At 45.7% G+C, this 22,187-nt stretch carries 22 protein-coding genes, 1 pseudogene and 1 riboswitch; of the genes and pseudogenes, 10 read left to right on the top strand and 13 right to left on the bottom strand.

The window, feature by feature from the left end:
* Nucleotides 1–310: 310 nt before the first annotated feature.
* Together AC51G0_RS25280 and AC51G0_RS25285 are read right to left on the bottom strand one after the other, a co-directional pair.
* Nucleotides 311–1,474, bottom strand: coding sequence for a glutathionylspermidine synthase family protein (locus tag AC51G0_RS25280; RefSeq protein WP_496302330.1), 1,164 nt, complete (start codon nucleotides 1,472–1,474; stop codon nucleotides 311–313).
* A gap of 74 nt (nucleotides 1,475–1,548) precedes the next feature.
* Nucleotides 1,549–2,433 (bottom strand): LysR family transcriptional regulator, encoded by an 885-nt coding sequence (locus AC51G0_RS25285; protein WP_496302331.1) that lies wholly within the window; start codon nucleotides 2,431–2,433, stop codon nucleotides 1,549–1,551.
* Nucleotides 2,434–2,543: 110 nt separating this feature from the next.
* Between AC51G0_RS25285 and AC51G0_RS25290 the strand changes: the two genes are divergently transcribed.
* Nucleotides 2,544–3,566 (top strand): NADH:flavin oxidoreductase, encoded by a 1,023-nt coding sequence (locus tag AC51G0_RS25290; RefSeq protein WP_496302332.1) that lies wholly within the window; start codon nucleotides 2,544–2,546, stop codon nucleotides 3,564–3,566.
* A gap of 300 nt (nucleotides 3,567–3,866) precedes the next feature.
* On the opposite strand, the gene AC51G0_RS25295 is transcribed toward AC51G0_RS25290, so the two are convergent.
* From AC51G0_RS25295 to AC51G0_RS25305, 3 genes are all read right to left on the bottom strand, one after another.
* Nucleotides 3,867–4,541, bottom strand: coding sequence for a ChrR family anti-sigma-E factor (locus AC51G0_RS25295; RefSeq protein WP_496302333.1), 675 nt, complete (start codon nucleotides 4,539–4,541; stop codon nucleotides 3,867–3,869).
* The gene (locus tag AC51G0_RS25300; RefSeq protein WP_496302334.1) at nucleotides 4,534–5,103 is read right to left on the bottom strand and encodes a sigma-70 family RNA polymerase sigma factor; all 570 of its coding nucleotides are present in this window, start codon (nucleotides 5,101–5,103) and stop codon (nucleotides 4,534–4,536) included. The genes AC51G0_RS25295 and AC51G0_RS25300 overlap by 8 nt, the downstream gene beginning before the upstream one ends.
* A gap of 80 nt (nucleotides 5,104–5,183) precedes the next feature.
* Nucleotides 5,184–5,699 carry a hypothetical protein gene (locus AC51G0_RS25305; RefSeq protein ID WP_496302335.1) on the bottom strand — a complete coding sequence of 172 codons (516 nt, stop codon included), beginning with the start codon at nucleotides 5,697–5,699 and terminating at the stop codon, nucleotides 5,184–5,186.
* 287 nt (nucleotides 5,700–5,986) lie between these two features.
* On the opposite strand from AC51G0_RS25305, the gene AC51G0_RS25310 reads away from it, so the two are divergent.
* The 3 genes from AC51G0_RS25310 to AC51G0_RS25320 all read left to right on the top strand — a co-directional run bounded on the left by AC51G0_RS25310 (nucleotide 5,987) and on the right by AC51G0_RS25320 (nucleotide 9,247).
* The gene (locus AC51G0_RS25310) at nucleotides 5,987–7,330 is read left to right on the top strand and encodes a DUF4397 domain-containing protein (protein WP_496302336.1); all 1,344 of its coding nucleotides are present in this window, start codon (nucleotides 5,987–5,989) and stop codon (nucleotides 7,328–7,330) included.
* Nucleotides 7,331–7,559: 229 nt separating this feature from the next.
* Nucleotides 7,560–8,807, top strand: a complete 1,248-nt coding sequence (locus tag AC51G0_RS25315; RefSeq protein WP_496302337.1) for an MFS transporter — start codon at nucleotides 7,560–7,562, stop codon at nucleotides 8,805–8,807.
* Nucleotides 8,808–8,989: 182 nt separating this feature from the next.
* Nucleotides 8,990–9,247, top strand: coding sequence for a hypothetical protein (locus AC51G0_RS25320; RefSeq protein WP_496302338.1), 258 nt, complete (start codon nucleotides 8,990–8,992; stop codon nucleotides 9,245–9,247).
* 47 nt (nucleotides 9,248–9,294) lie between these two features.
* On the opposite strand, the gene AC51G0_RS25325 is transcribed toward AC51G0_RS25320, so the two are convergent.
* Both AC51G0_RS25325 and AC51G0_RS25330 read right to left on the bottom strand, forming a co-directional pair.
* On the bottom strand, nucleotides 9,295–11,202 hold the full coding sequence (locus AC51G0_RS25325) for a methyl-accepting chemotaxis protein (protein WP_496302339.1): 1,908 nt from the start codon (nucleotides 11,200–11,202) through the stop codon (nucleotides 9,295–9,297).
* A gap of 429 nt (nucleotides 11,203–11,631) precedes the next feature.
* Entirely contained in the window at nucleotides 11,632–12,243 is a 612-nt protein-coding gene (locus AC51G0_RS25330; RefSeq protein WP_496302340.1) for a TetR/AcrR family transcriptional regulator, read from the bottom strand.
* A gap of 108 nt (nucleotides 12,244–12,351) precedes the next feature.
* Between AC51G0_RS25330 and AC51G0_RS25335 the strand changes: the two genes are divergently transcribed.
* Together AC51G0_RS25335 and AC51G0_RS25340 are read left to right on the top strand one after the other, a co-directional pair.
* Complete coding sequence (locus tag AC51G0_RS25335; RefSeq protein ID WP_496302341.1) at nucleotides 12,352–13,515, top strand: MBL fold metallo-hydrolase; 1,164 nt, start codon at nucleotides 12,352–12,354, stop codon at nucleotides 13,513–13,515.
* 166 nt (nucleotides 13,516–13,681) lie between these two features.
* Nucleotides 13,682–15,349 carry an EAL domain-containing protein gene (locus tag AC51G0_RS25340; protein ID WP_496302342.1) on the top strand — a complete coding sequence of 556 codons (1,668 nt, stop codon included), beginning with the start codon at nucleotides 13,682–13,684 and terminating at the stop codon, nucleotides 15,347–15,349.
* On the opposite strand, the gene AC51G0_RS25345 is transcribed toward AC51G0_RS25340, so the two are convergent.
* Nucleotides 15,346–15,717 carry a DUF3316 domain-containing protein gene (locus AC51G0_RS25345; protein ID WP_496302343.1) on the bottom strand — a complete coding sequence of 124 codons (372 nt, stop codon included), beginning with the start codon at nucleotides 15,715–15,717 and terminating at the stop codon, nucleotides 15,346–15,348. The genes AC51G0_RS25340 and AC51G0_RS25345 overlap by 4 nt on opposite strands.
* Before the next feature lie 122 nt (nucleotides 15,718–15,839).
* Nucleotides 15,840–15,939: riboswitch (purine riboswitch) on the top strand.
* A 25-nt stretch (nucleotides 15,940–15,964) separates the two neighbouring features.
* Between AC51G0_RS25345 and add the strand changes: the two genes are divergently transcribed.
* The 3 genes from add (at nucleotide 15,965) to AC51G0_RS25360 (ending at nucleotide 18,224) form a co-directional block, all read left to right on the top strand.
* Nucleotides 15,965–16,960 (top strand): adenosine deaminase, encoded by a 996-nt coding sequence (add, locus tag AC51G0_RS25350; protein WP_496302344.1) that lies wholly within the window; start codon nucleotides 15,965–15,967, stop codon nucleotides 16,958–16,960.
* Between the two features lie 255 nt (nucleotides 16,961–17,215).
* Complete coding sequence (locus AC51G0_RS25355; RefSeq protein ID WP_496304197.1) at nucleotides 17,216–17,776, top strand: HD domain-containing protein; 561 nt, start codon at nucleotides 17,216–17,218, stop codon at nucleotides 17,774–17,776.
* Between the two features lie 172 nt (nucleotides 17,777–17,948).
* Nucleotides 17,949–18,224 (top strand): flagellar basal body rod C-terminal domain-containing protein, encoded by a 276-nt coding sequence (locus AC51G0_RS25360; protein WP_496302345.1) that lies wholly within the window; start codon nucleotides 17,949–17,951, stop codon nucleotides 18,222–18,224.
* A gap of 58 nt (nucleotides 18,225–18,282) precedes the next feature.
* On the opposite strand, the gene AC51G0_RS25365 is transcribed toward AC51G0_RS25360, so the two are convergent.
* Together AC51G0_RS25365 and AC51G0_RS25370 are read right to left on the bottom strand one after the other, a co-directional pair.
* Nucleotides 18,283–18,720, bottom strand: coding sequence for a GntR family transcriptional regulator (locus tag AC51G0_RS25365; protein WP_496304198.1), 438 nt, complete (start codon nucleotides 18,718–18,720; stop codon nucleotides 18,283–18,285).
* Nucleotides 18,721–18,741: 21 nt separating this feature from the next.
* A pseudogene (locus AC51G0_RS25370) lies at nucleotides 18,742–18,789 on the bottom strand (hypothetical protein); the annotation flags it as partial.
* A 286-nt stretch (nucleotides 18,790–19,075) separates the two neighbouring features.
* On the opposite strand from AC51G0_RS25370, the gene AC51G0_RS25375 reads away from it, so the two are divergent.
* The gene (locus tag AC51G0_RS25375; RefSeq protein WP_496302346.1) at nucleotides 19,076–20,368 is read left to right on the top strand and encodes a cytochrome-c peroxidase; all 1,293 of its coding nucleotides are present in this window, start codon (nucleotides 19,076–19,078) and stop codon (nucleotides 20,366–20,368) included.
* Between the two features lie 84 nt (nucleotides 20,369–20,452).
* Here the strand turns inward: AC51G0_RS25375 and AC51G0_RS25380 are convergent, their stop codons facing one another.
* Genes AC51G0_RS25380 through AC51G0_RS25390 form a run of 3 tightly spaced genes read right to left on the bottom strand, consistent with a single transcriptional unit; the run spans nucleotide 20,453 to nucleotide 22,164 of the window.
* Nucleotides 20,453–21,070, bottom strand: a complete 618-nt coding sequence (locus tag AC51G0_RS25380) for a DUF1190 family protein (protein ID WP_496302347.1) — start codon at nucleotides 21,068–21,070, stop codon at nucleotides 20,453–20,455.
* A gap of 11 nt (nucleotides 21,071–21,081) precedes the next feature.
* Nucleotides 21,082–21,498 (bottom strand): DUF350 domain-containing protein, encoded by a 417-nt coding sequence (locus AC51G0_RS25385; RefSeq protein ID WP_496302348.1) that lies wholly within the window; start codon nucleotides 21,496–21,498, stop codon nucleotides 21,082–21,084.
* A gap of 30 nt (nucleotides 21,499–21,528) precedes the next feature.
* Nucleotides 21,529–22,164 (bottom strand): YjfK family protein, encoded by a 636-nt coding sequence (locus tag AC51G0_RS25390; RefSeq protein ID WP_496302349.1) that lies wholly within the window; start codon nucleotides 22,162–22,164, stop codon nucleotides 21,529–21,531.
* Nucleotides 22,165–22,187 lie beyond the last annotated feature (23 nt).

Consider the following 22,187-nt stretch of genomic DNA (forward strand, 5'->3'; position numbering starts at 1 on the left):
GGTGAAACATCCTCCTGGCTAAGGGAGGATTAGGAGTAAGTGGGAGGGGCGTAGTTACCCAATCTTCATCCCAAATGTGATCTCCAGCAAAGTATTGAGGTGTAGAAAGCTAACTTTTAAGCCTAATTTGCAACTTGATTCACATAAGTTAAATTGAATTACATGCGCAACAATAGGCTTAATTTTTAGGTATGAGAAAGCATAGAATTGCTGATTTCAGTAGTAATGAACTTGGATTTATATACTAAATGCAACACTCAAAACTAAAACAGTAAGCTGTTATAACCCTTGTATTTTCCTCCCGCCAAGATTACAAAATCACATGTGGCAGATAGCGTGACATGTCCTGGGTGACGCGTGAAGTATCTTCCCGAATAGAGATCCCACCGGCTTTGTCATTTACCAGCCAGCTGCCAATCAAGGTGTAATAATCGTTGAACTTCGGCAGCGGATGGTAAGCCTGGTAGATCACGCCTTCATCGCCATAAGGGCCATCAACCCGCAATGTCTGCTGGCCGTTCTGGACAATTGCGATATTGGCCCCTTCACGGGCGAATATCGGCTTGATGACATAATCGTTGAGGTTGCCGAGTTCCCGGTCATCAGGAAAATAGGCGGGTAGCAGGTTGGGGTGGCCTTTGAATTTTTGCCACAGCAGCGGCAGCAATGCCTTATTGCTAAGCACTGATTTCCACATCGGCTCCAGCCAGTTGACCTTGGCATCGGTGAGGTGCTGTCCGTATTCTTCCCGGAACATAAACTCCCATGGATAGAGCTTGAACATCCAGCGGATCGGGCGATCTTTCATATCGGTAAACTCGCCCTTGCCGTTTAGGCCAATATCTTCAACATGGACAAAAGCGGTCGAAAGCCCGGCTTCCTTGGCGCAGTCTTGCATGTATTGCACGGTGCCACGGTCTTCTTCGGTATCTTTGCAGCAGGAAAAATGCAGCGTCTGGCCTGGTTGTCGGCTTGCCAGCTCCTGAAAGCGTCCCATCAGCAGTTCCTGGAGCAAGTTGAACTGATCGACATCACGCCTTAGCGAGCCGTTGTTGACCATATCTTCCAGCCACAGCCATTGCCAAAAGCCGGTTTCATAGAGTGAAGTAGGGGTGTCGGCATTGTTCTCGTACAGTTTGGCGTGCCCTTTACCGTCATAGGCAAAGTCTAATCGGGAATAGAGCGAGGGCTCTTTGCGCTGCCAGGAGTCGAGCACGTTTTGCCACATTGCCTCGGGAATTTGGAAGCGTCGTAACCAGTATTCATCGTTAACAACGGTATCTACGATCTCGAGGCACATCTGGTGGATTTCCTCGGTGGGATCTTCCAGATCCCGCTCGATCTGATCGAGGGTAAATTGATAGTAGGCGGTTTCATCCCAATAGGGCTGATCGTACATGCTATGGAAGCCGAACCCGTATTCTTTGGCCAGATCCCGCCAGTGTGGCCGCTCTTTACTGTCAATTCGAAGCACAGTCCTATCCTTATCCTGCTGTTCCTTAGGCAATAACCTTCAGTGTACATGGCTTGGAATTGATAGGCTGCGGCTCAAATAGCAGAATTGGGATTCAGCACTGCCTTCATTTCATTTAACCAACCCGTGCGAATAGGTTCATGCATACACACCCAGATAGCCTGGTTGCAATGATAGGGACATCCCGATGACTTTATTGTTACCAACTGGGTGCCTGTGACTAGGTATTCAGGCAGGTAGGCCAGATATTGTCCACTTTCAATCAGTGCCATCAAGGCTGATATGTTATCGACCCGGGCCCCTGTACGGCGTGGAAAAGCTTCTTCATGCCAGCCATCCGGGCTTAGGCGGCTTCCGGTATCGCCATAGATCATCCGTGATGGGATCACAAAAGGGTATTCCAGGATATTTTCAATGGGAACTCTTTCACCGTTTTGCTGTGCGAGCGGATGTTGCGGGCTTGCTGCTATCACGAAGTGGCTTTCGGCTAGACAGATGCTGCTGATCCCAGCAGATTGCGGCGCATCGCCCGTGGTGCTGATCAACGCCATATCGACCTGGTTGCGTTTTAGTCTCTCTAGCCCTTCATCCTGGAATGTCTCTAGCGTGAAATCACCATAACGTTGGTAGAGAGGAGCGAGCAAAGGGGCGATATATCTAGCCTGCAGTACCTCTGGGCCACTGAGCCTGACATGCAGACGCTGGGGCAGGCCAAGCTCTGTCTCTATGGTCTCGTTGATCGCCAACAGCTGAAGTGCTCGGGCATGAAGCTGCTCACCGGCGGTGGTTAATTGCCAACGGGTGCCAGTTCGCAGAAACAGCTCTTGTTTGTAGTACTGTTCAATGCGGCGGACGGATTTAGATAAGGTGCCGGGCTGCATATCGAGCGTCAAGGCTGCTTCCCTCAGGCTGGGCTGGCTGGCAACGATGACAAATAACTTAAGATCATCTAGCTTCATCTGTGTCCTGGTCTGTTTCTATTTTGGAAACGGCAATTGAAAATATGTTTCTTTATATTGCGGGTGAAGTCAATACAATTCCTGCTATGAAAATATAAGGATGATATGTCATGACAGTGTCCCGTTTTACCCCACTGATTCTCGATCAAAAAACCAGACTCAAGAATCGTTTGGTGTTGCCGCCAATGGCATCTCAGACGGCAGATATTAATGGGTTGGTGACCACAGAGACACTGAAGCACTATGCCCGATTGTCGCTGTCAGGAGCCGGCTTGCTGATGGTGGAGTACAGCTTTGTATCACTTGATGGCCGCAGTGAGCCCAACCAGCTGGGGGTGCATGATGACAGATGTATCGTCGGACTTGCTAAGTTGGTTAACGTGCTTAAGCAGGGAGGTGCCAAGGCCGGTATTCAGCTGACACATTGTGGTGGCAAAACAACGCCAGACGTGACATCGGATATGATGGGGCCATCAGGGATCACTGTGCCGGCTTATGACCGGGATCTGGTTGCGCCAAGGGCGATGACGCGACGTGATATTACTAACTGGGAACAAGCATTCATGAGGGCTGCCGGGCGGGCTGCTGAAGCGGGATTTGATTTTGTAGAGCTGCACTGTGCCCATGGCTATGGCCTGAACCAATGGCTGTCACCGCTTACCAACCGGCGTGATGATCGCTATGGAGGATGCTTGGAAAACCGCGCGCTTATCGTGCTGAATATTGTGCGGGGTATTCGTCAGTTTTACCCAAATCTGAAAATCATGGTTCGAGTGCCTGGGCAAGATGGCTATCCGAAAGGGTTGAGCCAAAAAGAGATGGCACTGGTTTGCCAGTGGTTGGCTGATGCAGGTGCTACGATCATTGATGTTTCTTCGGGGATTGGTGGATGGAAGCGTCCAAAAGAGCGACGTGGCGAGGGGTACTTGGTTGACGAAGCCGCTTTCCTTAAGCCTAAGTTGAATGTGCCTGTGATCGGGGTCGGTGGTATCGAGACGGCTGAATATATGGAAAAGGCACTAAGCAGTGGCTGGTTAGATCTGGTTGCTGTTGGGCGGGCTATTTTAAACGATCCAGCCGCTTTTGAGCGGGAGCAGATGCAGCAAGTAGAGCTGTTGGCTGAAGCATCATAGATATGCACTGTTAGCGAGCATATTTGCTTGGAGAAAGTAGAAGAAGGCCTCTTCAATGGTTGGTTAGTGATGGATGGAAGAGGCCCTTTGTACCAATAGCGGACGCTAGCTACGCGTAATTGTTCGGTACTAACATCCCGAAGGAATGCAAGGTGAAGTGTATTTGATAGGTTTAGAGTAAAAAACCTAATTGAGTGCTTTTTAAACAGTATTATTGATATGGTTGTAATTCTTACCGAACTTAAGAAAATGCCAGTCGGTTTGGCTGGCATTTTATCGCTTGGTTGGCTGTGGTATGCGCTAGCGGAAGAACAGCTGGCTAAACGGGTTGAGCAGGGTTGCAAGCCCGGAAGTGAAATGCAGCGGTGCATCCAATAGTGTTAGGCACAAGCAATCCTGATCAGCACGGGTTTTAGGTGAGTGCTGGTGTTGGGATGTCTGGAGAATAAAATCGCCTGGCTTGTACGTTGCGTGCTCATCCATAAACTCTCCCGCAAGAACCAGGGTAATTTCTTGGCCTTGGTGAGTGTGCTGCGGCAAAGAACTATCACAATCCATATAGATGAAGTTCATTTTGCTGTGGCCACTTGTTGCTACATGGGCCCGTTTGATATTGCCTGGCAAGCGGCTCCAGGGGCCGATTTTGTCTTCATGCCGTTGTAATGCCCGGGGCAGCCGAAATGCTTTGTTATTGACTTCAATATGCGCGTCAACGGCTTCTTCAATCTTATTCTGAGGCGTTTGCTGTTGACTGAGAATGTTCTCAAGCATGTCATTGAGTTCATTCGATAAGGGCTCTGATGGGGTCAATGCCAGCTCTCTGGCTTGGGTATCTTCAAGCTCTGCAACACGTTGGCGGCAATGGCTGCAAAATTCTAAGTGTGCGCTCATCATGATGCTTGAAGCAGGATCCAGATCACCTGCCGAATAGCATGTCAGGGCGTTATCGGTTGGGTGGAAACGGATATTAGTCATCCAAAGCCTCCTTCATTTTTTGCAGTGCTAACCGAAGCCGGCTTTTCACAGTGCCGAGCGGCACACCTAATGCTTCAGCAACATCTTGATGCGACGATCCTTGTAAACAAATAAGTCTAACGACTTCGGCCTGGGCTGGCGGTAACGTTTTTACAAGCTCCTCAAGCTCTTGGCTGACAATCGAGTGGAACTCTTTGGGCAAACGGTCTGGGTCTTGCTCTTCGCTAAGTGTTGGCCAAAGGTCGTCTCCCTGGATCCAGTCGTTTTGATGTTTTGATTTACGTAACAGGTCAAATTTAACGTTACGCGCAACAGAGTAGATCCATGTAAGCGCTGCACCTTTAGACTCATCATAAAGGTGGGCTTTCAACCAGATCTTTAGCATGGTTTCCTGAACTACTTCCATTGCCATCGCTTCATCCCTCAACTGTTTGCGCGAATAGTTGAGTAATTTGGGAGCTACCAGAACAAATAATTTCTCATAGCTCTGCTTACATCGCGAATTAGCAATATCGAACAACAGGGCTGCCACATCAGTTGTTGGCAAGGCTTCGTTGAACATAGGCTCCTTGGTCTTCTCGGAGTGAGCACATCGACTAATTTTTATCATCGTTCTACTGCAAGCATGGGATCCATACCTGTTTAACGCAATAGCCCGGCGTAAAGATCACTTTGTCGGATCAATCTTTTTAGATACCGCAGGCAGGGGCGGGGGTTTGGGTGTTTCAATAGCCGTTGCTTGATATCTATCGGCAGTGGCAGTAACTCTAACCAGCGCCAGCATAGCCAGCCGGGATCTGATATCGATACTAATTCACTGATACTTAGGGGCGGCTGGTGGTTACTTTCTAATAGCCATTGTTTTAGCCGAACCACGAGCAGATCATTTTCAGACAGCTTCTGGTTGCCTTTCCATAGAGGAAAAAGGCTTGCCTTTAGATATCGGCCAGTCCCTTCCTTTGGTTCGTTATCTACCATGCCCCAATGGGCAAGCTCAATGTCGACCCGGATTTGGGCATTGGACAGCCAGTCAACAGCTATGATGCGCGCAAGCACGACAATGTCGCCCTTATCTGCGGCAGTGTCTCCGTCACTATCTTGCATGATGAGCCAAAGTCCTTTAAGGCGGATTGCCTCACGGATTGTGTCGCTAAACATTAGCCCGCTTCCCCGAAGTTGCCCATGGCCTTGAGGGAGTAAGTGATCGGTAGTCGCCCAAAAAGGGAGTAAACGTGATTGAGAGCTGCCCTGGTGCACATCGTTCTCCAGCTATTCGTTTTCTCTCAATACGCAGGAATTGCGACTTTAGATGACTGAAATAAAAATATCAGTGGAATGATTGACCTACAGACTAATGGGGGAATAAACCAAGATATTGATGATCGAATTGATCTTCGTAGCCGTAAATTATCTCGACCAACAAAAAACAGGAAGAGGATATTCGGATGAAAGCCAATTCGTTAGCGTTAATGTTCGGTTCGGCAATATTATTATCGGGCTGTTTTCACGAAGATGAACCGCAGCTCCGAGTTACGCATGCCAGTAGCGATGCACCCTTGGTAGCCATTACGCTAAATGGCAAAGTGGTTGAAGGGCTAGAAGAGGTTGATTATCAGGTTGCAAGTGGATTTTTTAACTTAGAATCCGGTACCTATGATGTCGGTGTAAAAGCTTTACTCCCTGGCGGGGAAAGTGTTGAAGTTATTGGGGCTAATCTGGATTTTGCGCCGGATATGCAATATGACATCATTGCCCTGAATAATGCAGCCAGCATTGAGCCTGTGGTACTCAGCAGAGAAACCATTGCGCCAGGTGCCGATGAAGTACGCATTGACGTGCTGCATGGCCACCCAGATGTGCCGGGAGTCGATATCTACCTGGCAACCGATGACAGTATTGATAGTGTGGAGCCTGCGGTTAGTGGGCTTGAATTTAAAATAGATAGTCCGGATTTGCCTGTCACAATCCCCGCAGGCACCTACCGAATTCGAGTCACCTTGAGTGGTGACAAAGCGGTTGCCTTCGACAGTGGTGAGCTTGAGTTGGCTGGCGGTAGTGACTTGATGATCACCGCGGTACCGAATGTCAGTGGAGGGGCTGTTTCACCGGTCAATCTTTTGGTTGCTAACGGAGAAGGCGCTGCAGTACTTCGAAGTACCACCGAAAAAGCCGCCGTGAGAATTGTACATGCCGTCGATGATGCCCCCGAGGTGGATGTGCTGGCATTTGATACGCCTGTTGATGGCTTGACCATGATTGCCTTTCGTGAGTTTCGCAGCCTGGATCTTGATCCCGACACCTACGACTTGAGTGTTGCCGCGTCGATAGACAACAGCTTGGTTGTTATTGATGCCCCGGATACAACTTTTGAGGCCGGAACAACGACGAGCATCTATGCGGTAGGGAAATTGAATAGCATCACTGACTCGACGATTGAACCGTTGGTGATCGCAGAGGATCTCCGCTCTATCGCCTTATTCAGCCAAGTTCGCGTTGTACATGCCAGTCCGACAGCCGCGGGGTTAGGCCTAGTCGATATTCATGCTTCGGCCGATGGGGTATTTGATGAGACGACAGCCGTTCTAAAAGGCGTTGATTTCAAAGACACAGCCAAATTGAATGTGCCTGCAGGCACCTATTTCCTCGCAGTGATTCTGGCCAGTGATGACACCTTTACACCTGCTGTAGAAGCCATGGCCGTGGTCGAAGACGGTGGGGTATATTCGGTTGTTGCGACGGATGATTTTGCAGGCGGCTTAGTACTGAATGTCGATAATACTGCGCCGTAATTAACTGAACTCTGTATTGAGAGAGAGCCAACTTTTGCCAGCCGACAGGCTGGCTTTTTTCGAATAACGATAAGTGACCCCAAATCATGTTCGGTTTCACTACCTCCCGTTATCCCACCCCCTGTATCATCATAACTTCCAGCTCCAACCTGAAAATGCACCGGTTTGCATGTCAAACAAAAGAACGAAACTGCTCGCTGAGTACCCGTACTCGAACAAGGAATGTTAAGTGGATAAGAAAAAATTACTTAGGGTATATGCTGGTCAACAAGGCTTTCATTGGACAATAGTGGGTATTGCGATCCCCGTTTTGGTCTTGATTTTTCAGTCTAGAGGATTGAACCTTCAGGAAATTGGCTATGTTATGGCTGTATGGGTTGGAAGCACTGCCGTTTTGGAAATTCCGTTAGGTGGTGTCGCTGATAAATTCGGCCGGAAAAGAGTTTATTTACTTTCTTTAGTGGTAAATGTTCTTGGTTGTATTGCTCTGTATCTTGCTTCTGATCTATTGCTGTTAATGGCTTCAGCCATCCTGCTAGGCGCTTCTCGTGCTATCTATTCTGGTACATTGGACGCGTGGTTTTACGATAGTTTTAGCAAAGCACAAGGTCAGCTAACCTATCATCAAGCGATTTCAATAATTAATGTTGTCGTTACAGTAGGGCTGGCTTTAGGTTCGCTCATTGGTGGCTGGTTGCCAAACTACTTTGGTGACGTTTCATTATACTTGGGCAGTATTTATGACTTAAATATTTTCACGATTGGTGTAGCTAACATATTTTTGTTTGTTGTTACTCTTTTCATCATTCATGAACCTAAAGTTGTACACCATGAATTGTCGGATATTCACTCCTTAGGCATTATTGCTCATAGCCTTGAGGTTTTCCGTGAGTCTTTGACTCATGGTGTGCTTAAAAGGCTAATGCAGACTATGTTTGTTTATGGGCTGGTATTGAGCAGTATTGAAAACTTCTGGCAGCCTTTTCTTTCTGACATTATCGAGAATACAGACTATGGTGTTGCTGTTTTCGGTGTAATTTCAGCTCTGTATTTTCTAATGGATAGTTTGGCGTCTTTGCTCTCGGTTCCTCTTGTTAGATTGCTTGGCGGCTCCCACAAACTACTGTTGTCTATAACACGTGCATTGTCTGGGTTGGGCTTAATCGGCCTTGCTTTTGCTGACAGTATCTATTCTTTCGGCTTGTATTATCTGGCTTTCTTCTTCTTGTTTACAATAGGTAACAATTCTGAAAGGGTATTGCTCAACGACAATACCCAGGAAAATCATCGCTCCACGATGCTGTCAGTCAGCTCATTTATTTGCACGAGTGGAGCACTGATTGCTTCTTTATTATTAGGTTATGTTTCTGAACAATATGGTATTAAGATTAACTGGATAATGTGTGGTGTGTTACTTGCTCTTACCTCGGTGTTATTTGTATCTATACCAGATAAAAAAATAGTGGCAGCTGGATAATTGGTTATGCGATATCCTGTGATGTTGATGGTGTTATTAATGATTAAATAGCGTTCTTATGAGTAAGGAAGCTTAAAAAATGAGAACTGAATCAATATTTGAGTAAAACCTCTATGATATTCATTGCGCATGGCTTGCACATGATTACTTAGTCCAAATAGGACAAATAAAGGTTTTACACTATGACTAACTATAAGAAAAAAAGATTAACAGGTATGGCGTTAAATGCGATTTTGATGGTTGTCTGCTTTATTTTCTTACAAATGGATTTACTGGGTTTGATTCCTATGATTGTAATGGCCTGCTGTGCGATTGCGATATTTGGTAATGCCATGTTCTACTTCTTTAATTATGATGAAGAAGCAGCGGATTTAGACGAAGTAGGAAAAACAGTCGCACGATCGGGAGTCGATGGGTTAGCTGAGCTTCGGAAAAAGTAGTTGTATTTAGAAAAGGCCACTTAAGGTGAAGTGGCCTTTGCCGTTTTTTAAAATTTAAACTTACTAACCAGGTTAGATAGATGCTCGGCTTTTAGTTTAAGCTGACTGCAATCTCTAGCGGTTTGTTCAACCATGGCATCGCTTTGATGGGCAATCTCCGCAATGCTGGCAACATGGGGAGATATCTCATTAACTACATTGGACTGCTGGTTCGTTGCAGAGGCAATCTGCATATTGATCGCATTCATTTCACTGACATTGGCTGAGATTGCTGTGAGTTGCTGCTCGGAGTGCGAGGCCTCCGTTTGGCATGTTTTTCCTAGTTCTGAACTTGTCGCTATAGCGCTGACAACCGCTTCGGTACGCTTTTGCAGCTTCTCAATGATTACACGGATTTCTTCTGTCGACTCTTTGCTTCTTGACGCCAAGGTTCTGACTTCATCCGCCACGACGGCAAACCCCCGGCCTTGCTCTCCGGCTCGTGCGGCCTCAATGGCAGCATTTAACGCCAGTAGGTTAGTTTGCTCAGATACACCGCTAATTACATCCAAAACGGTATCAATGGAATTCGCATCCTGGGCCAACTGGGCCACGACTTCGTTAGAGTTACTCAGTTGTATATTCATGTTCTCGACGCTTTCATAGGTAGCTGTTACCGATTGATGGCCTGTCTGAATCGCGTCGGTGGCTGATTTTGCACTGGTGGCGGCATCATTGGCACTTTGAGCCACTTCATCAGAGCTTGCCCCCATTTCGTGTATGGCGGTGGCAACTTGTTCTATTTTGCTTGTCTGATGTTTGATTTCCTGCTCCATAGAGCTGGCAAGCTGATCGACATTTTGAATGGACGATGAAATTTCTTTGCCCGTATCAGAAACATTCTGGAGCAATTCACTGAGGTATTGCACAAATTGATTGTATCCCTTGGCAATTTGTCCAACTTCGTCACGCCGAGAATCATCCAGCCTTTGGGTTAGATCCCCTCCTCCTTTACCAATGTCTTCTAACAGCTGAGCAACCTGAACAAAGGGTGATAGAAGTTTATTGATGGACCAGGCGGCGATTGGGATAAAGATAGCAGCGATAACCAAGGCCATAATGATCATGTTGAAGCTGAAGTCATCGAGGTAGGCTAATACTTCCTGCTGTGGTACTTGGCTGATCAGGGTCCAGCCAATGCTTGGCATTGCCTTGGCCCCTACGACCTGAGGTTTACCACCAAGTTCAAACTCGCGTACTGTGGACTCCTTGGTTCCTAGTAATGATTTGAAGTCACTCATTCCTAGATCTGAAAGAGACTTTCCAACGAGCTGCTTTTGGGGGTGCACTTTGATCGTACCTTGGTCGTCAACCAAGAAAACAATACCGCTTTCACCAATACGATATTGGCTGATGAGTCGGGTAATACTATCGAGCGTTAGTCCAATACCAGCCACACCAACACGGCGGCCGTTGTTCATGACGGCATAGTTTACAAACATGGTAGGGATACCCGTGGCACCCTCGGTATCAATAGACAGTTCAAACGGTTTGTCTGTTTTCATGAACTGATGGAACCACTGATCAGTTTGGTTAGTAGCGCTTATCGTTTTAAGGATACCAGCAGGGACATAATAGGTATTGTCTTTGGCGGATATGAAGTAAGAGGTGATGGCATTAAACTCAGTTTTTACATCAGTAAGATACGATGAAATTTCTTGTTGTGAAGCGTTGCCGGAATATTGGGAGAATAGGGGGGATAAGGCAATAACTTGAGAAGCGGAGACAGGGACTTGTAGCTGAGCATTCAAATCATTACTCACCTCACCCAATACCGCGGGCAACTCGCGATGAAACGTTTTGTCGATGAGAATATTCCAACTCGAATTATAGGAATAGGTTCCCATCGCAGTAATAACCGTTAAAGCAGCAAATACTGTAGCCAGTATTGCTTTGTTTCTAATCGTGAGATTCACCGTTATACCCCTTTTAATAACTTAATAGTATGACTATTCCTTAAGCATGCTATAAATAAAAATCTAATTACTAAATTAATGCTTTATAAGGGAGAGCATTTAAGTTTGGTTTCATGGCGATAAGAGACCAAAACATGAAGCTGATATAGTTATTCCCTAATAACGTCAGTTAGCATTATTTTTAGTATCGTTATTGCGAGGATACATCACGAAATTGTTCGAAACTGAGACAATATCAACACATTTATCAAAAGTAATTGAATGCTGCTCAGCCTTAAGGGCACGGCAGGGCAATAACAGTTTTGCTGAGAACTTTGTGTTATCTCAACGGCCAGAACATAGTTTTTCTGACCGTTAATATGTGAACTGATCTAGAGGGGCATCGCTATTAGAAGAGAAATAGTGCCAGATACAGTATTTTTCTTCCTGTTAGTTTTCTTTCAGGTAGGCACTTAAAAACTGAGCTACAGCCATTTCTATTGCAATGTCCTTTTCCTGTTGGCTGGCAGGTGGAATATGGGCCAGTAGTTGGGGCCAAAAGACAATGGATTTTAATGAGGCAATAAACTGCTCAGAGGCAACTTCCGGGTGGTCGACATCGAGTTTACCGGCTTGTATGCCGGCTTTAATCCAGTTTGTGAGGCCTTGGCAGCCTTCTAGCTGCTGAAATTTTTGCACCATAAGCGAAGCTAAGTCGCTTGAACGCATACATTCAGAGAACACTACCCTGGCTAAAGATAGAAAATTTGGGCAGCAGAGAAGCTCAACCTCCTTTTTGGCAATGGTGGTGAGTTGCGCCTTAACTGAGCTTTCAGAGTCGAAGGGGATCTGGCTGATCACCCGTACATTTGAGAACAAGCGTTCAACAATGGCACTGAACAAACTTTCCTTGGTGGGATAATACTTATATAGCGTTCGCTTTGAGACTTCGGCCTTTTTCGAAATGGCTTCCATACTCGCTTGTTCCAGTCCTTTATCGGTAAAAATATCTATTGCAGCAAGAATAATATTTTCTTGTTTTATTTCAGCGACTTTAACCATTTCAGCACCAATGATGAACTAAAAAGTAAACGAGTGTGTTTACTTTTCAAGAGTTCCAGATATGATTGAAAGTATACACCATCGTTTACTTTTGAGGCTAGCTAAGAAATGAACACAATACTAAAAACATCTATGGTCGCAGTATTGGCAGCGCTTGGGGTTGCAGTCAGCAGCAACGAAAATGTTGATGGCGATTACGTTCGGAGTGAGGACCTGAGGCAAGAACGTATCGCGAGTTCTCCACAATTCGTTGATGGAAAAGTGGTTTCTAATCTGCCAAAAGTAAACGCTGAAGAGGGCATGCTGACTACGATGTGGAAGTTTTTCATGCAGCGAGATCGGTATAAGCCTCAGAACCCCCTTCAGTTTCAGGCTGTCGATACCCAGCAGCTTGCTAAGCCCAGCCAATCGCTCAGGGTGACTTGGCTGGGACACTCTTCGTTGTTTGTTGAGGTGGATAATACTCGCCTGCTGATCGACCCAGTATTTGAGTATGCCGCCCCTTCATTTTTCTCTCGTTGGTTTGAGCGGAATGTCGATGCGCCAGTAAGCCGAGAGGAGCTGCCTGTACCTGATGTGATCCTAATTTCCCACGACCACTACGATCATCTGGAAGAAAATACCGCTCGATACTATGCCAATAAGGGCGTCAAGTTCTTTGTCCCTCTGGGGGTTGGCCGCCACCTTGAAAAGTGGGGAGTGAAACCATCAAATATTCAGGAGTTTGACTGGTGGGAAAGCCAGCAGCTCAACAGCGTAACTATTACCTCGGCACCGGCGAATCATAACTCGGGGCGTGGCTTGTTTGATTCCAGCAAGACCTTGTGGTCATCATGGGCGATCCAGGCTGATGCGGGCAGTGTCTTCTTCAGCGGTGACTCAGCCTACGGTGAGCATTTTAAACAAATTGGTGAGCGTTTAGGTCCGTTTGATTTATCGTTCATTGAAGTGGCAGCCAACGTGAAAGAAGGAAAAGGCTATCCTGTCGAAGGTTGGGGACATATGCAGGCTGCCCATACCATGCAGGCGCACCTGGATGTCAGGGCTGAGAAGTTGTTTCCGGTGCATTGGTCGACCTATGAGCTCTTTCTTCATCGTTGGGACGAGCCTGTCAATGATCTGATTGCCGAAGCTGAGGTGCATAATGCAGATTTAGTTACACCTTTAGTTGGTGAGTCACTGGACTTTTCACAGCCGATACGCACTACATACTGGTGGCAAGATAAGCTTGAATGGCTGGATTATTCACAATTAGCGCAAGTTCAACCTTAATATTTGAGCTAGGAGTCAGCTCCTTTATGTAGTAGGGGCTGGCTGCTGTCGTGTATTTGTATTTTTCAACCAAAACCTTCGCATCACTCTGCTGTAATGTGGCAAAATAGTGATTATTCAGGTTTACCTGATAATTATATAAAAATAACACGAATGAGCCCCTTTAATGAGTGATGTTGCATATATGTTGTTGCCAACTGTAACTGTGAGCAACGGCACTATTACAGCTTGTAATGAAGTATTTACAGACGTAATTGGTTTTACCCTGCATAAAATTGTGGGTATGAAATTACAAGATATACTGTCTATCATTGATGACCACAAGCATACTAGGCTTAGTGTTGAGCAACTGCTTTCACATTGCGGTAAAAGCAAGCAAGGTATGCTCGTATCGGCAACAATTACAGATAAACATCATTATAAATTACCCGTCAAAGTTCATTGTCAGTGTTGTGAGAGAGCAAAAGATACGTATACGCTGTCTTTTCGTGTATTGGAAAATAAATCTATTGATCCTATTACAGGCCTGCCTAATGGCTGGGCTATACGTTCTAAAGGAGATTATCTACTTAGTTTGCCCGATATTGATAAAAACAATTTGGCGCTGATTATTTTAAGTGTGGATAATTTTTCGACCACAAACTTTCGTTATGGCTTTGATGTGGGTGATAACTTTTTACTTGTATTGGGTAAAAAGCTACAACAAACCGTAAAAAATGATGGCCTGGTTGTGCGCTATTCTAACGCAAAGTTTGGAGTATTAGTTGAAGACGGTAATGGACTGTCAACTGAAGTATTTCATGCGCATGTCACTGAACTTTGCCAAAGGCTGTGTCAAATAGCGGCTAAACCCTTGGAATTAGATCAGGGCCTTAGGGTGGGTAAATCTTTTAGTATTGGGGCCAGTTCAGAAAGTGCCGCTTATGAAAGCTATCATGCTATGGAAGTTGCGGCTGAAACAGCAATGCGTGAAGCTAAAAAATACAGTGTGTCTAAATACTGTTTTGCTTCGGTAGAGACAACAGGCGATTTGATTCATAACAAACTTATTATTGATGAGTTTCCTCATGCGATAGAGCAGAATCAGATAAAAATCCATTATCAACCCCAATATGAACTGAGTAGCGGTAAGCTTATTGGCTTCGAAGCATTATCTCGTTGGACCCATAAAGAGCTTGGTAACATTACACCTGATGTGTTTGTCGGTATTGCTGAAGAGATAGGTTTACACTTTGAGTTTGACCTATGGGTATTTAATCAAGTGTGCTCGCAAATTGTTGAATGGCAACAACAAGGCCTAAAGACACCTAGAATAGCAATAAATATCTCATTTAAGACTCTAGAGATGACGACATTCATTTCTCGTATCACTGATATCATCGAGTCATCAAAGTGTCCAACTTCGCTCATTGAAATAGAAATCACTGAAACGGCGAGTGCCAAAAACATCAAAACATTAAGCGATAATATTGCTCAGACTAAAAAGCTGGGTATTCATATTGCTGTGGATGATTTTGGTACGGGCTATTCATCATTAAACTTAATTCGTACTTATCGCCATTCGTTAGATAAATTAAAACTTGACCGTACACTTATTGAAAATATTTGCAATACGACATTAGACAGAGAGTTTACTCGGCATATTATCGATTTAAGTACAGTGCTCGACGTTAAGGTACTTGCAGAAGGGGTTGAAACCCTTGAACAAAGAAACCTATTGACCCAGCTAGGTTGCGATTATGCTCAAGGGTATTATTTTAACAGGCCTCTTACTAAACAAGATACGGAACAGTTAATACGTGATGGGATGCGTGAAGTAGTTGCAACATGTTAATTATCTGACTTATGAACTCTGTAATGATAACTAACAACAACCAAAGCTTGGTAGTCTATTTTACCAGGGAGCCTTGATATCTCCTGAACTGTTACGAAACTGTCGTCAATACGGACAGACCTGACATCAAGACGCGACGGTGATATAAGTAATGTACGATGTAATTCATATGGACTTTGTTGAGTAATACTGGACATTATCTTATGCCCGCTTTGATACGCACTCTCTTTGCTTTCTACAAGCTCAGATCTTAACGTTGAAGTACCACTTTGATATCTATAGTTACCTAACGTATTGAAGTGCTCTGCCATTGATTGTGAACTTAATAGAATAAAGGCAGGGATAAGGGTAACAAGTGCTTTTTTCATTGCATTGATCCTCTGCGATATTTTCATCCTGATTCATGCCTACTATTAATTTTAACCTGAAAATTAATAGTTGCTGTAAGTGTACTAACCATATGAATTGCAGGGGGCTGGACACAATGATAGACTCATTCGTCAAATTGCTTCGTATAATCCCAATGATATGGTTTGGGAGTTTCTACCAAGAGCCTTAAACTCTTGATTATGAAGTCTGTAACTTTATGAACCAATACAATAAAGGTAGAGACTCATGAACTACTTCAACTTGCCTAAGATCGATCTGCATTGCCACCTAGATGGAAGTGTCCGCCCGCAAACAATCATTGATCTTGCACACCAACAAAACTTACCACTGCCAAGTGAAGACATTAGTGAAATCAAATCACTGATGGTTGCGCCTGAGACTTGTCAAAACCTGGATGAGTACCTGAAGCGATTCGAGTTGCCGCTTTCTGTGATGCAAACCGAAGAAGGCATCGAGCGTATCTCATTTGAGGTGTTCGAAGATGCAGCCAAAGAAAACGTGAAGTATTTGGAAATGCGTTTTGGTCCTTTGCTTCATCTGCAAAAAGGCCTAACTCTCGACCAGATCATTGGTAGTGCCGTTAAAGGTATGAAGAAAGCCGAGCAGTTATACGACATCAAAGGTAACTATATCCTGTCGATTTTAAGAACTATGCCTAAAGACAGAATTATCGAAGTTCTTGATGCCGGAGCAAAATATCTGAATGACGGCGTTGTTGCATTCGATTTGGCTGGTAGCGAACTATCTGGGTTCTGCCATGAGTTTGTGCCATATGCCAAATATGCCCTAGATAAGGGCTACCGAGTGACTATCCATGCCGGTGAGCAGGGTGATGGCCAGAACGTACATGATGCAGTTTCACTGCTTGGTGCCGAGCGTATCGGACATGGTATCCATATTAAGGGCCATGCGGAAGCTTACGACCTAGTGAAAAGTGAAGCCATTGCCTTGGAAACCTGCCCTAGCAGCAATATCCAGACTAAAGCCGTGGACAACCTTAGCAGCCACCCGATTAAAGCCTTCCACAAAGATGGTGTACTAATCACTATCAATACTGACAACCGGACGGTTTCCAACACCACCATGACGGATGAAGTTCGTAAAGTGGTTGAGGAATTCAACCTAAGTCGTGAAGATTACTTTGAGATCTATAAAGTAAGTGTTGAGCACTCCTTTGCTTCTGAGTCAGTAAAACAGCATCTACTTCAGTTTGCTGAATAATCCTTATCGCGTTATTTCCTATCGTTGAGGGCTGTCAGTCCTCAATAGGGAAACATCAGCTTTACTCGCAGGTTTATTATTAGGCCTGCGAGTCATCCCTTTTCTAGTCTGTAATATTCCAATCTAAATAAGTATCTAACTACTTTCATAGCTATATCCCCCTTTGTGTACTTAGATTGGCATTAGGCTGGTCAAATGAACGATATTCAGGCCGAAAACGCTATCGCCGAAAAATAGGAGATGACATTGGAAGATGTGAAATTACAAGGCGTGCTGGACTTTCTTCGTGCTGCCGAGCAGCTCAAAAATACGTTGCGTAGTGCCCATACATCTCAAGGAAGAAAAGAGAGTACGGCGGAACATACCTGGCGGCTATGTCTGATGATCATGCTGTTTGAGGCTGAGTTTCCCGAAATGGATATCAGTAAATTGCTCAAGATGTGCATTATCCATGACTTGGGCGAGGCGATAAGTGGTGATATTCCCGCTGTCGACCAAGTGGCCGGAGAAAATAAAGCATTAAAGGAAAGGCTGGATTTACAACTGCTGATAGCACCGCTATCTGATGATCTTAAGGTAATGATCCTGGCGTTATGGGATGAGTATGAGTTAGCACAAACACCAGAGGCGAAACTGGCTAAGGCGATGGATAAGCTGGAAACATTGCTCCAGCATAGCCAGGGAGATAATCCTGATGACTTTGATTATGGTTTCAATCTGAGTTACGGCAAAAAATACACAGATAGTTATGATCTGACTGCCAAAATTCGAGCTCTGATAGATGTGGAAACCAAACAGCTAGCCGGGAAGCGCTGAGCCACTATTTCTGCAATGGATTGTCGACAATATATTGGATTAGTGCTTTTAGTGCCGCAAGCTCTTTTGGATGATTGGGCTATTTAATTCTGTGATTGTTTAGTGGGTTTGACAATGAATGGTTCCTTACCCATTATGAGGTTCATCTTTGGTATTTTGACGGGCTCTTTGTATGACTATCTCTGCGCATTATTCTGGTGTGAACATGCTAAACCAGGCTCAAAGTATGGCGACATCGGCTGCGAAAGAGATTCAGCAGTCAAGCCTGATCTCACCGAATGCAGTTGAACAAGCCCCAGAGGTGAAAGGAGCAGTCCCAATCGGTACAAATAATCCAATCGATGCCAGTGTCGATTTAATTCAGGCCCAGACATACAACCAGGCGGGAGCCAATGTGATCCGCCGGGCTGATGAAATGGCTGGGACACTGTTAAACATGAAAGTCTAGATAATCCTCTGGCAACTATTGCTATTACTTTCTCGCGGTAATGCTGCGGTAGGCCATATCAGTCAGGTAGTCGTTGAGCCTGTGTGACGGCCTCTTCGGCATCGGTATGGCTCACTGCCCTAAGTACTGCTGCATGCAACGATGAGGCTTCCGTTAGGTCCGAAGTATCATTTTTGTAGGCAAACCAAAACCGGCGTGATAGCCCTTGCAGTGGTGCCATCGCAAGCTGTAGATATTCATTACTTGCTGCTTTTACCAGCAAGGTGTGGATCTGCTTTAACAGCCCAGCATATGTGAAGTCATCTTTGTTATTGGCACACTCTTCCAAGCTCGACGCTAGCTCAAGCATCTGCTGCTTTTCTTGTACCGTCGCACGAGATGCGGCGTAGCTAACACAAAGCGCTTCGATATCTCGGCGCACTTCCAAGATTTTTAGTTGGCTTTCTAACGAAATCGCAGGAATTTGGATCCCGCGGCGTGGATGGATCTCAGCCATTCTTTCATAAGAGAGTCTCTGTAGCGCTTCTCTTACGGGTGTCCTTCCCAGCCCAAGGCTTTCGACCAATTGCTTTTCGCTCTATGCTTCTATTTCTCACCCACACATCGCGAAGATTATTAGTTGAGTGTTCAATCTGGGGACTGGTATGCTGGAACGACAAAGTCCCTCGGTAATCACATCAGTACACATTATTTACTGTCCGATCACCAAACATATATAAATTTCACTTCTCATTAGTCAGAACTGAGATGCCCAATCTACTGCTATTGTGACTGAAACAGAGGAATAGGCTAATTGCCTGCTTTCCCATACATAACAAGAATATTATATAGGCTAGGTTGGAGTGTTTATCATGAATACTTCCATGTGTATGCTATTGGCCGTCGTTCTAACGTCGGTTGTTTCATGTCGCGATAATACCGGTGATGGCAGTGTTGCTGACGGGGCAAATGCTGTTGCGAGTGGTGGTAATGAAAGCGAGGCAGAATTGCCAGGGGAAACATCCCCGGGATCTCCGCCTCAAAATCTGCCGCCAGAAGAGGAGGAACCTGCGCCCCGTGTTGATATTGACGGGCTGCCTTTGCCTGATTTAGCGGTTAGCCATAACTATGAAGGGTACCTGGAAGCCCGGCCTAGGTATTACACTTCAACGACGTCGCCATTTGGTAATGTCCGCTCGCAGGATAATACGCCTTTCTTGAATAAGGTTAGCAATGCGGGTGCAACTTTGGGCAGAGTGCTGTTTTACGATGTCAGGCTTTCCGCCAATAGTACTATTTCCTGTGCTTCCTGCCATATTCAAAAACATGGGTTTACCGATCCGGCGCAGTTCAGTATTGGGTTTGACGGTGGACAAACCGGGCGTCATTCAATGAGCCTGACCAATGCAACTTACTATACCCCGAAGAGCTTTTTCTGGGATGAGCGGGCCGCGACGCTTGAAGAGCAGGTATTGATGCCCATTGAGGATCCGGTCGAGATGGGGATGAACCTGTTTGATTTGGAAGTGAAACTGGCGGAGACAAGTTTTTACCCGGGGTTGTTCGAGCAGGCGTTTGGTGATGAAGCTATTACCAGCCAACGTATCTCTGAAGCGATGGCGCAATTTATTCGCTCTATGGTTTCATACCAGTCGAAATATGATCAGGCGTTTACTGCCGGGGAGTGGAACGATCCGGATTTTGCTGCGGTGTTTACCGAGCAGGAGATGTTGGGCCATCAACTTTTTTCGGGCTTCCCTTTAGGGAGTCAGGCATCTATTGGCTGTGTTGAGTGCCACCAAACCTCGGCACACACAATGGATCGTTCGCATATTAACGGCCTGGATGCCGATACCAGTGGGGATCAGGGAGCCGGAGGAGGGTTCTTTAAATCACCGTCACTGCGAAATATTGCGGTAGGTGCACCGTATATGCATGATGGCCGACTCAAAAGCCTGATGGAAGTGGTTGAATTTTATAATAGCGGTGTACAGCCGCACCCGAATTTAAGCCCAGATCTGAGGCATAACGGAAGCCCGACAGGCTCGCCGGTGAGGTTGAACCTGGATCAGGAAGAGAAAGAAGCGCTGGTGGCTTTTTTACAGACCCTGACGGATGAGACTTTTCTCACCAATCCTATCTTTAGCGATCCGTTTGCACAGTAACCAAAGAAGGGAAGGGGAATACGGGAAAAGGGAGACAATAAGCCAGTTCAAACAGTCGTTGAGCTGGCTTATTAAGGAGATGCTCTAACCACCCCAGCTTTTGCTACCACTGGATGATTTACTCCAGCTAGATTTTGCTGAAACGGTAGAGCCAAAGCCGCCGCGTGAAATGGTCCGGCTCACCGCAGGTTTAGGCTTCATCTGATCTTTTGATATCCGGACTTTGCTTTTCTTGTAACTGCTGCGGCCATAATCGTAGCCGTCAGCGGTTGTCCAGCGATCATAGAAGATGCTGCCCGGATAGTATGAGCGGAACATTGGCTGGGAATAATAGCCGCGGTCTCTGTCCATCATCCGGCCAAACATAAACCCGGCCATCGCTGGCATGAACCAATTATTATTGGGTGATTGCATACAGGCATTGGCCCCAAATTCAGCAATACAATCATTTTCGGTGCGGTATTTGGGTGCAGTCCGCTCAGCTTCTTCTAATGCGTACTGATAGGCTGCCCGACATTCCTGACTGTAGTTGGGGTTGTCATCGATACAGTCATCCAAGCCTTGATAGATAGTGGCCTCGTTGCTGTTGTCACTACACCCGGAAAGGAAGGCACCGGCAAAGGCAACTGAAATGGGTTTGACCGAGAAAGTACGCCAGTTCTTGCGCATACTTGCGAGCACGACCTGCTTACTTCGTTTCATCGTGGCAACTCCTAGTAAGTCATGCAGGCGGCGTTGAGCAGGCCAACCGATACTGAGGTCGCAGCCATCACAATACCCGCAGGGATCTCGCCAGCCTCAATGCGTTCAACAATCTTGGGCATAAAGCCAAAGCGCACGATATAGAAGGCAATGAGCTGGGCAAACAAGGCCACAATCCCCCAGAGGGCAAAGTCGATCAGGTTGACAGAGTTGCTGGCAGCGCCAGCGATAGCCAAACAGTAACCAATAATTGAGCCTGACAGGCCAATGGCTGCAGCAACATTCTGGCCTTCTTTAACTAGCTTCCACTCGTCATGCGGGGTGAAGCGGACATAGACAACCTTGAACAGCATCAAAAAGGCGATTGATAGTGAGAAGTAGAGTAAAAAGGCACCGAGGCCAGCGAGTGAATTTGTAAAAACTTCCATGTGAATTCCTAATAATTAGAGTATTACAAACTAGCCAATGAGCTTGAAGTCTGTAGGAGAAAGATTGATGCCCGTGCTGGTGACCAAGCTACGCTCAGCACGGTCATGAATGATTTTTTCTTCGCCAGCAACAAAAACGGACTCAAAAATGTCATTACCGATCTCGCGTTCATAAATCATGACAAATTGATCAGTCTCGCTTATGGATCCATTTTCAAGCCAGGTTTTTTCCGTCATTACAACAGGTCGGGTGTTTTCCCATACTTTTTCAAAGGTATGGCCTTCTAGTTCCCAGGAGGGCTGGACGAGTTGGTTATCCAGTAAATGATTCCACTCTGAGTCGGAATCAATCGGTTTGGTATCGTAAAAATAATAGAGCTTTACTTCGCTAATGTCGGCATCGCTTTGGCCGTGGGCCAGTACCTGGATAAAGCCGTCATCATCGGTGTAATAGCGCAGGATCCGAGTTTGTTCATCAAGCTGAACTTCACCTACTGCTTTGATGAGCTGAGTGCGTGATGCACCTTCAATCACCAGATCTGGTTCAATAAGGCGAAGCTTTAAATCATCTAATTCGAAGGCGCCACCTAGTCTCAATCCCAATATTTCCGGGGATTGAGGGAGTGACGTTTTTGGTGCTTTTTTCTTTTTAAACCAATCAAACATAATGGCTCCTGAGCTGTAACAGC

It is taken from the genome of Photobacterium sp. HL06, assembly GCF_059552575.1.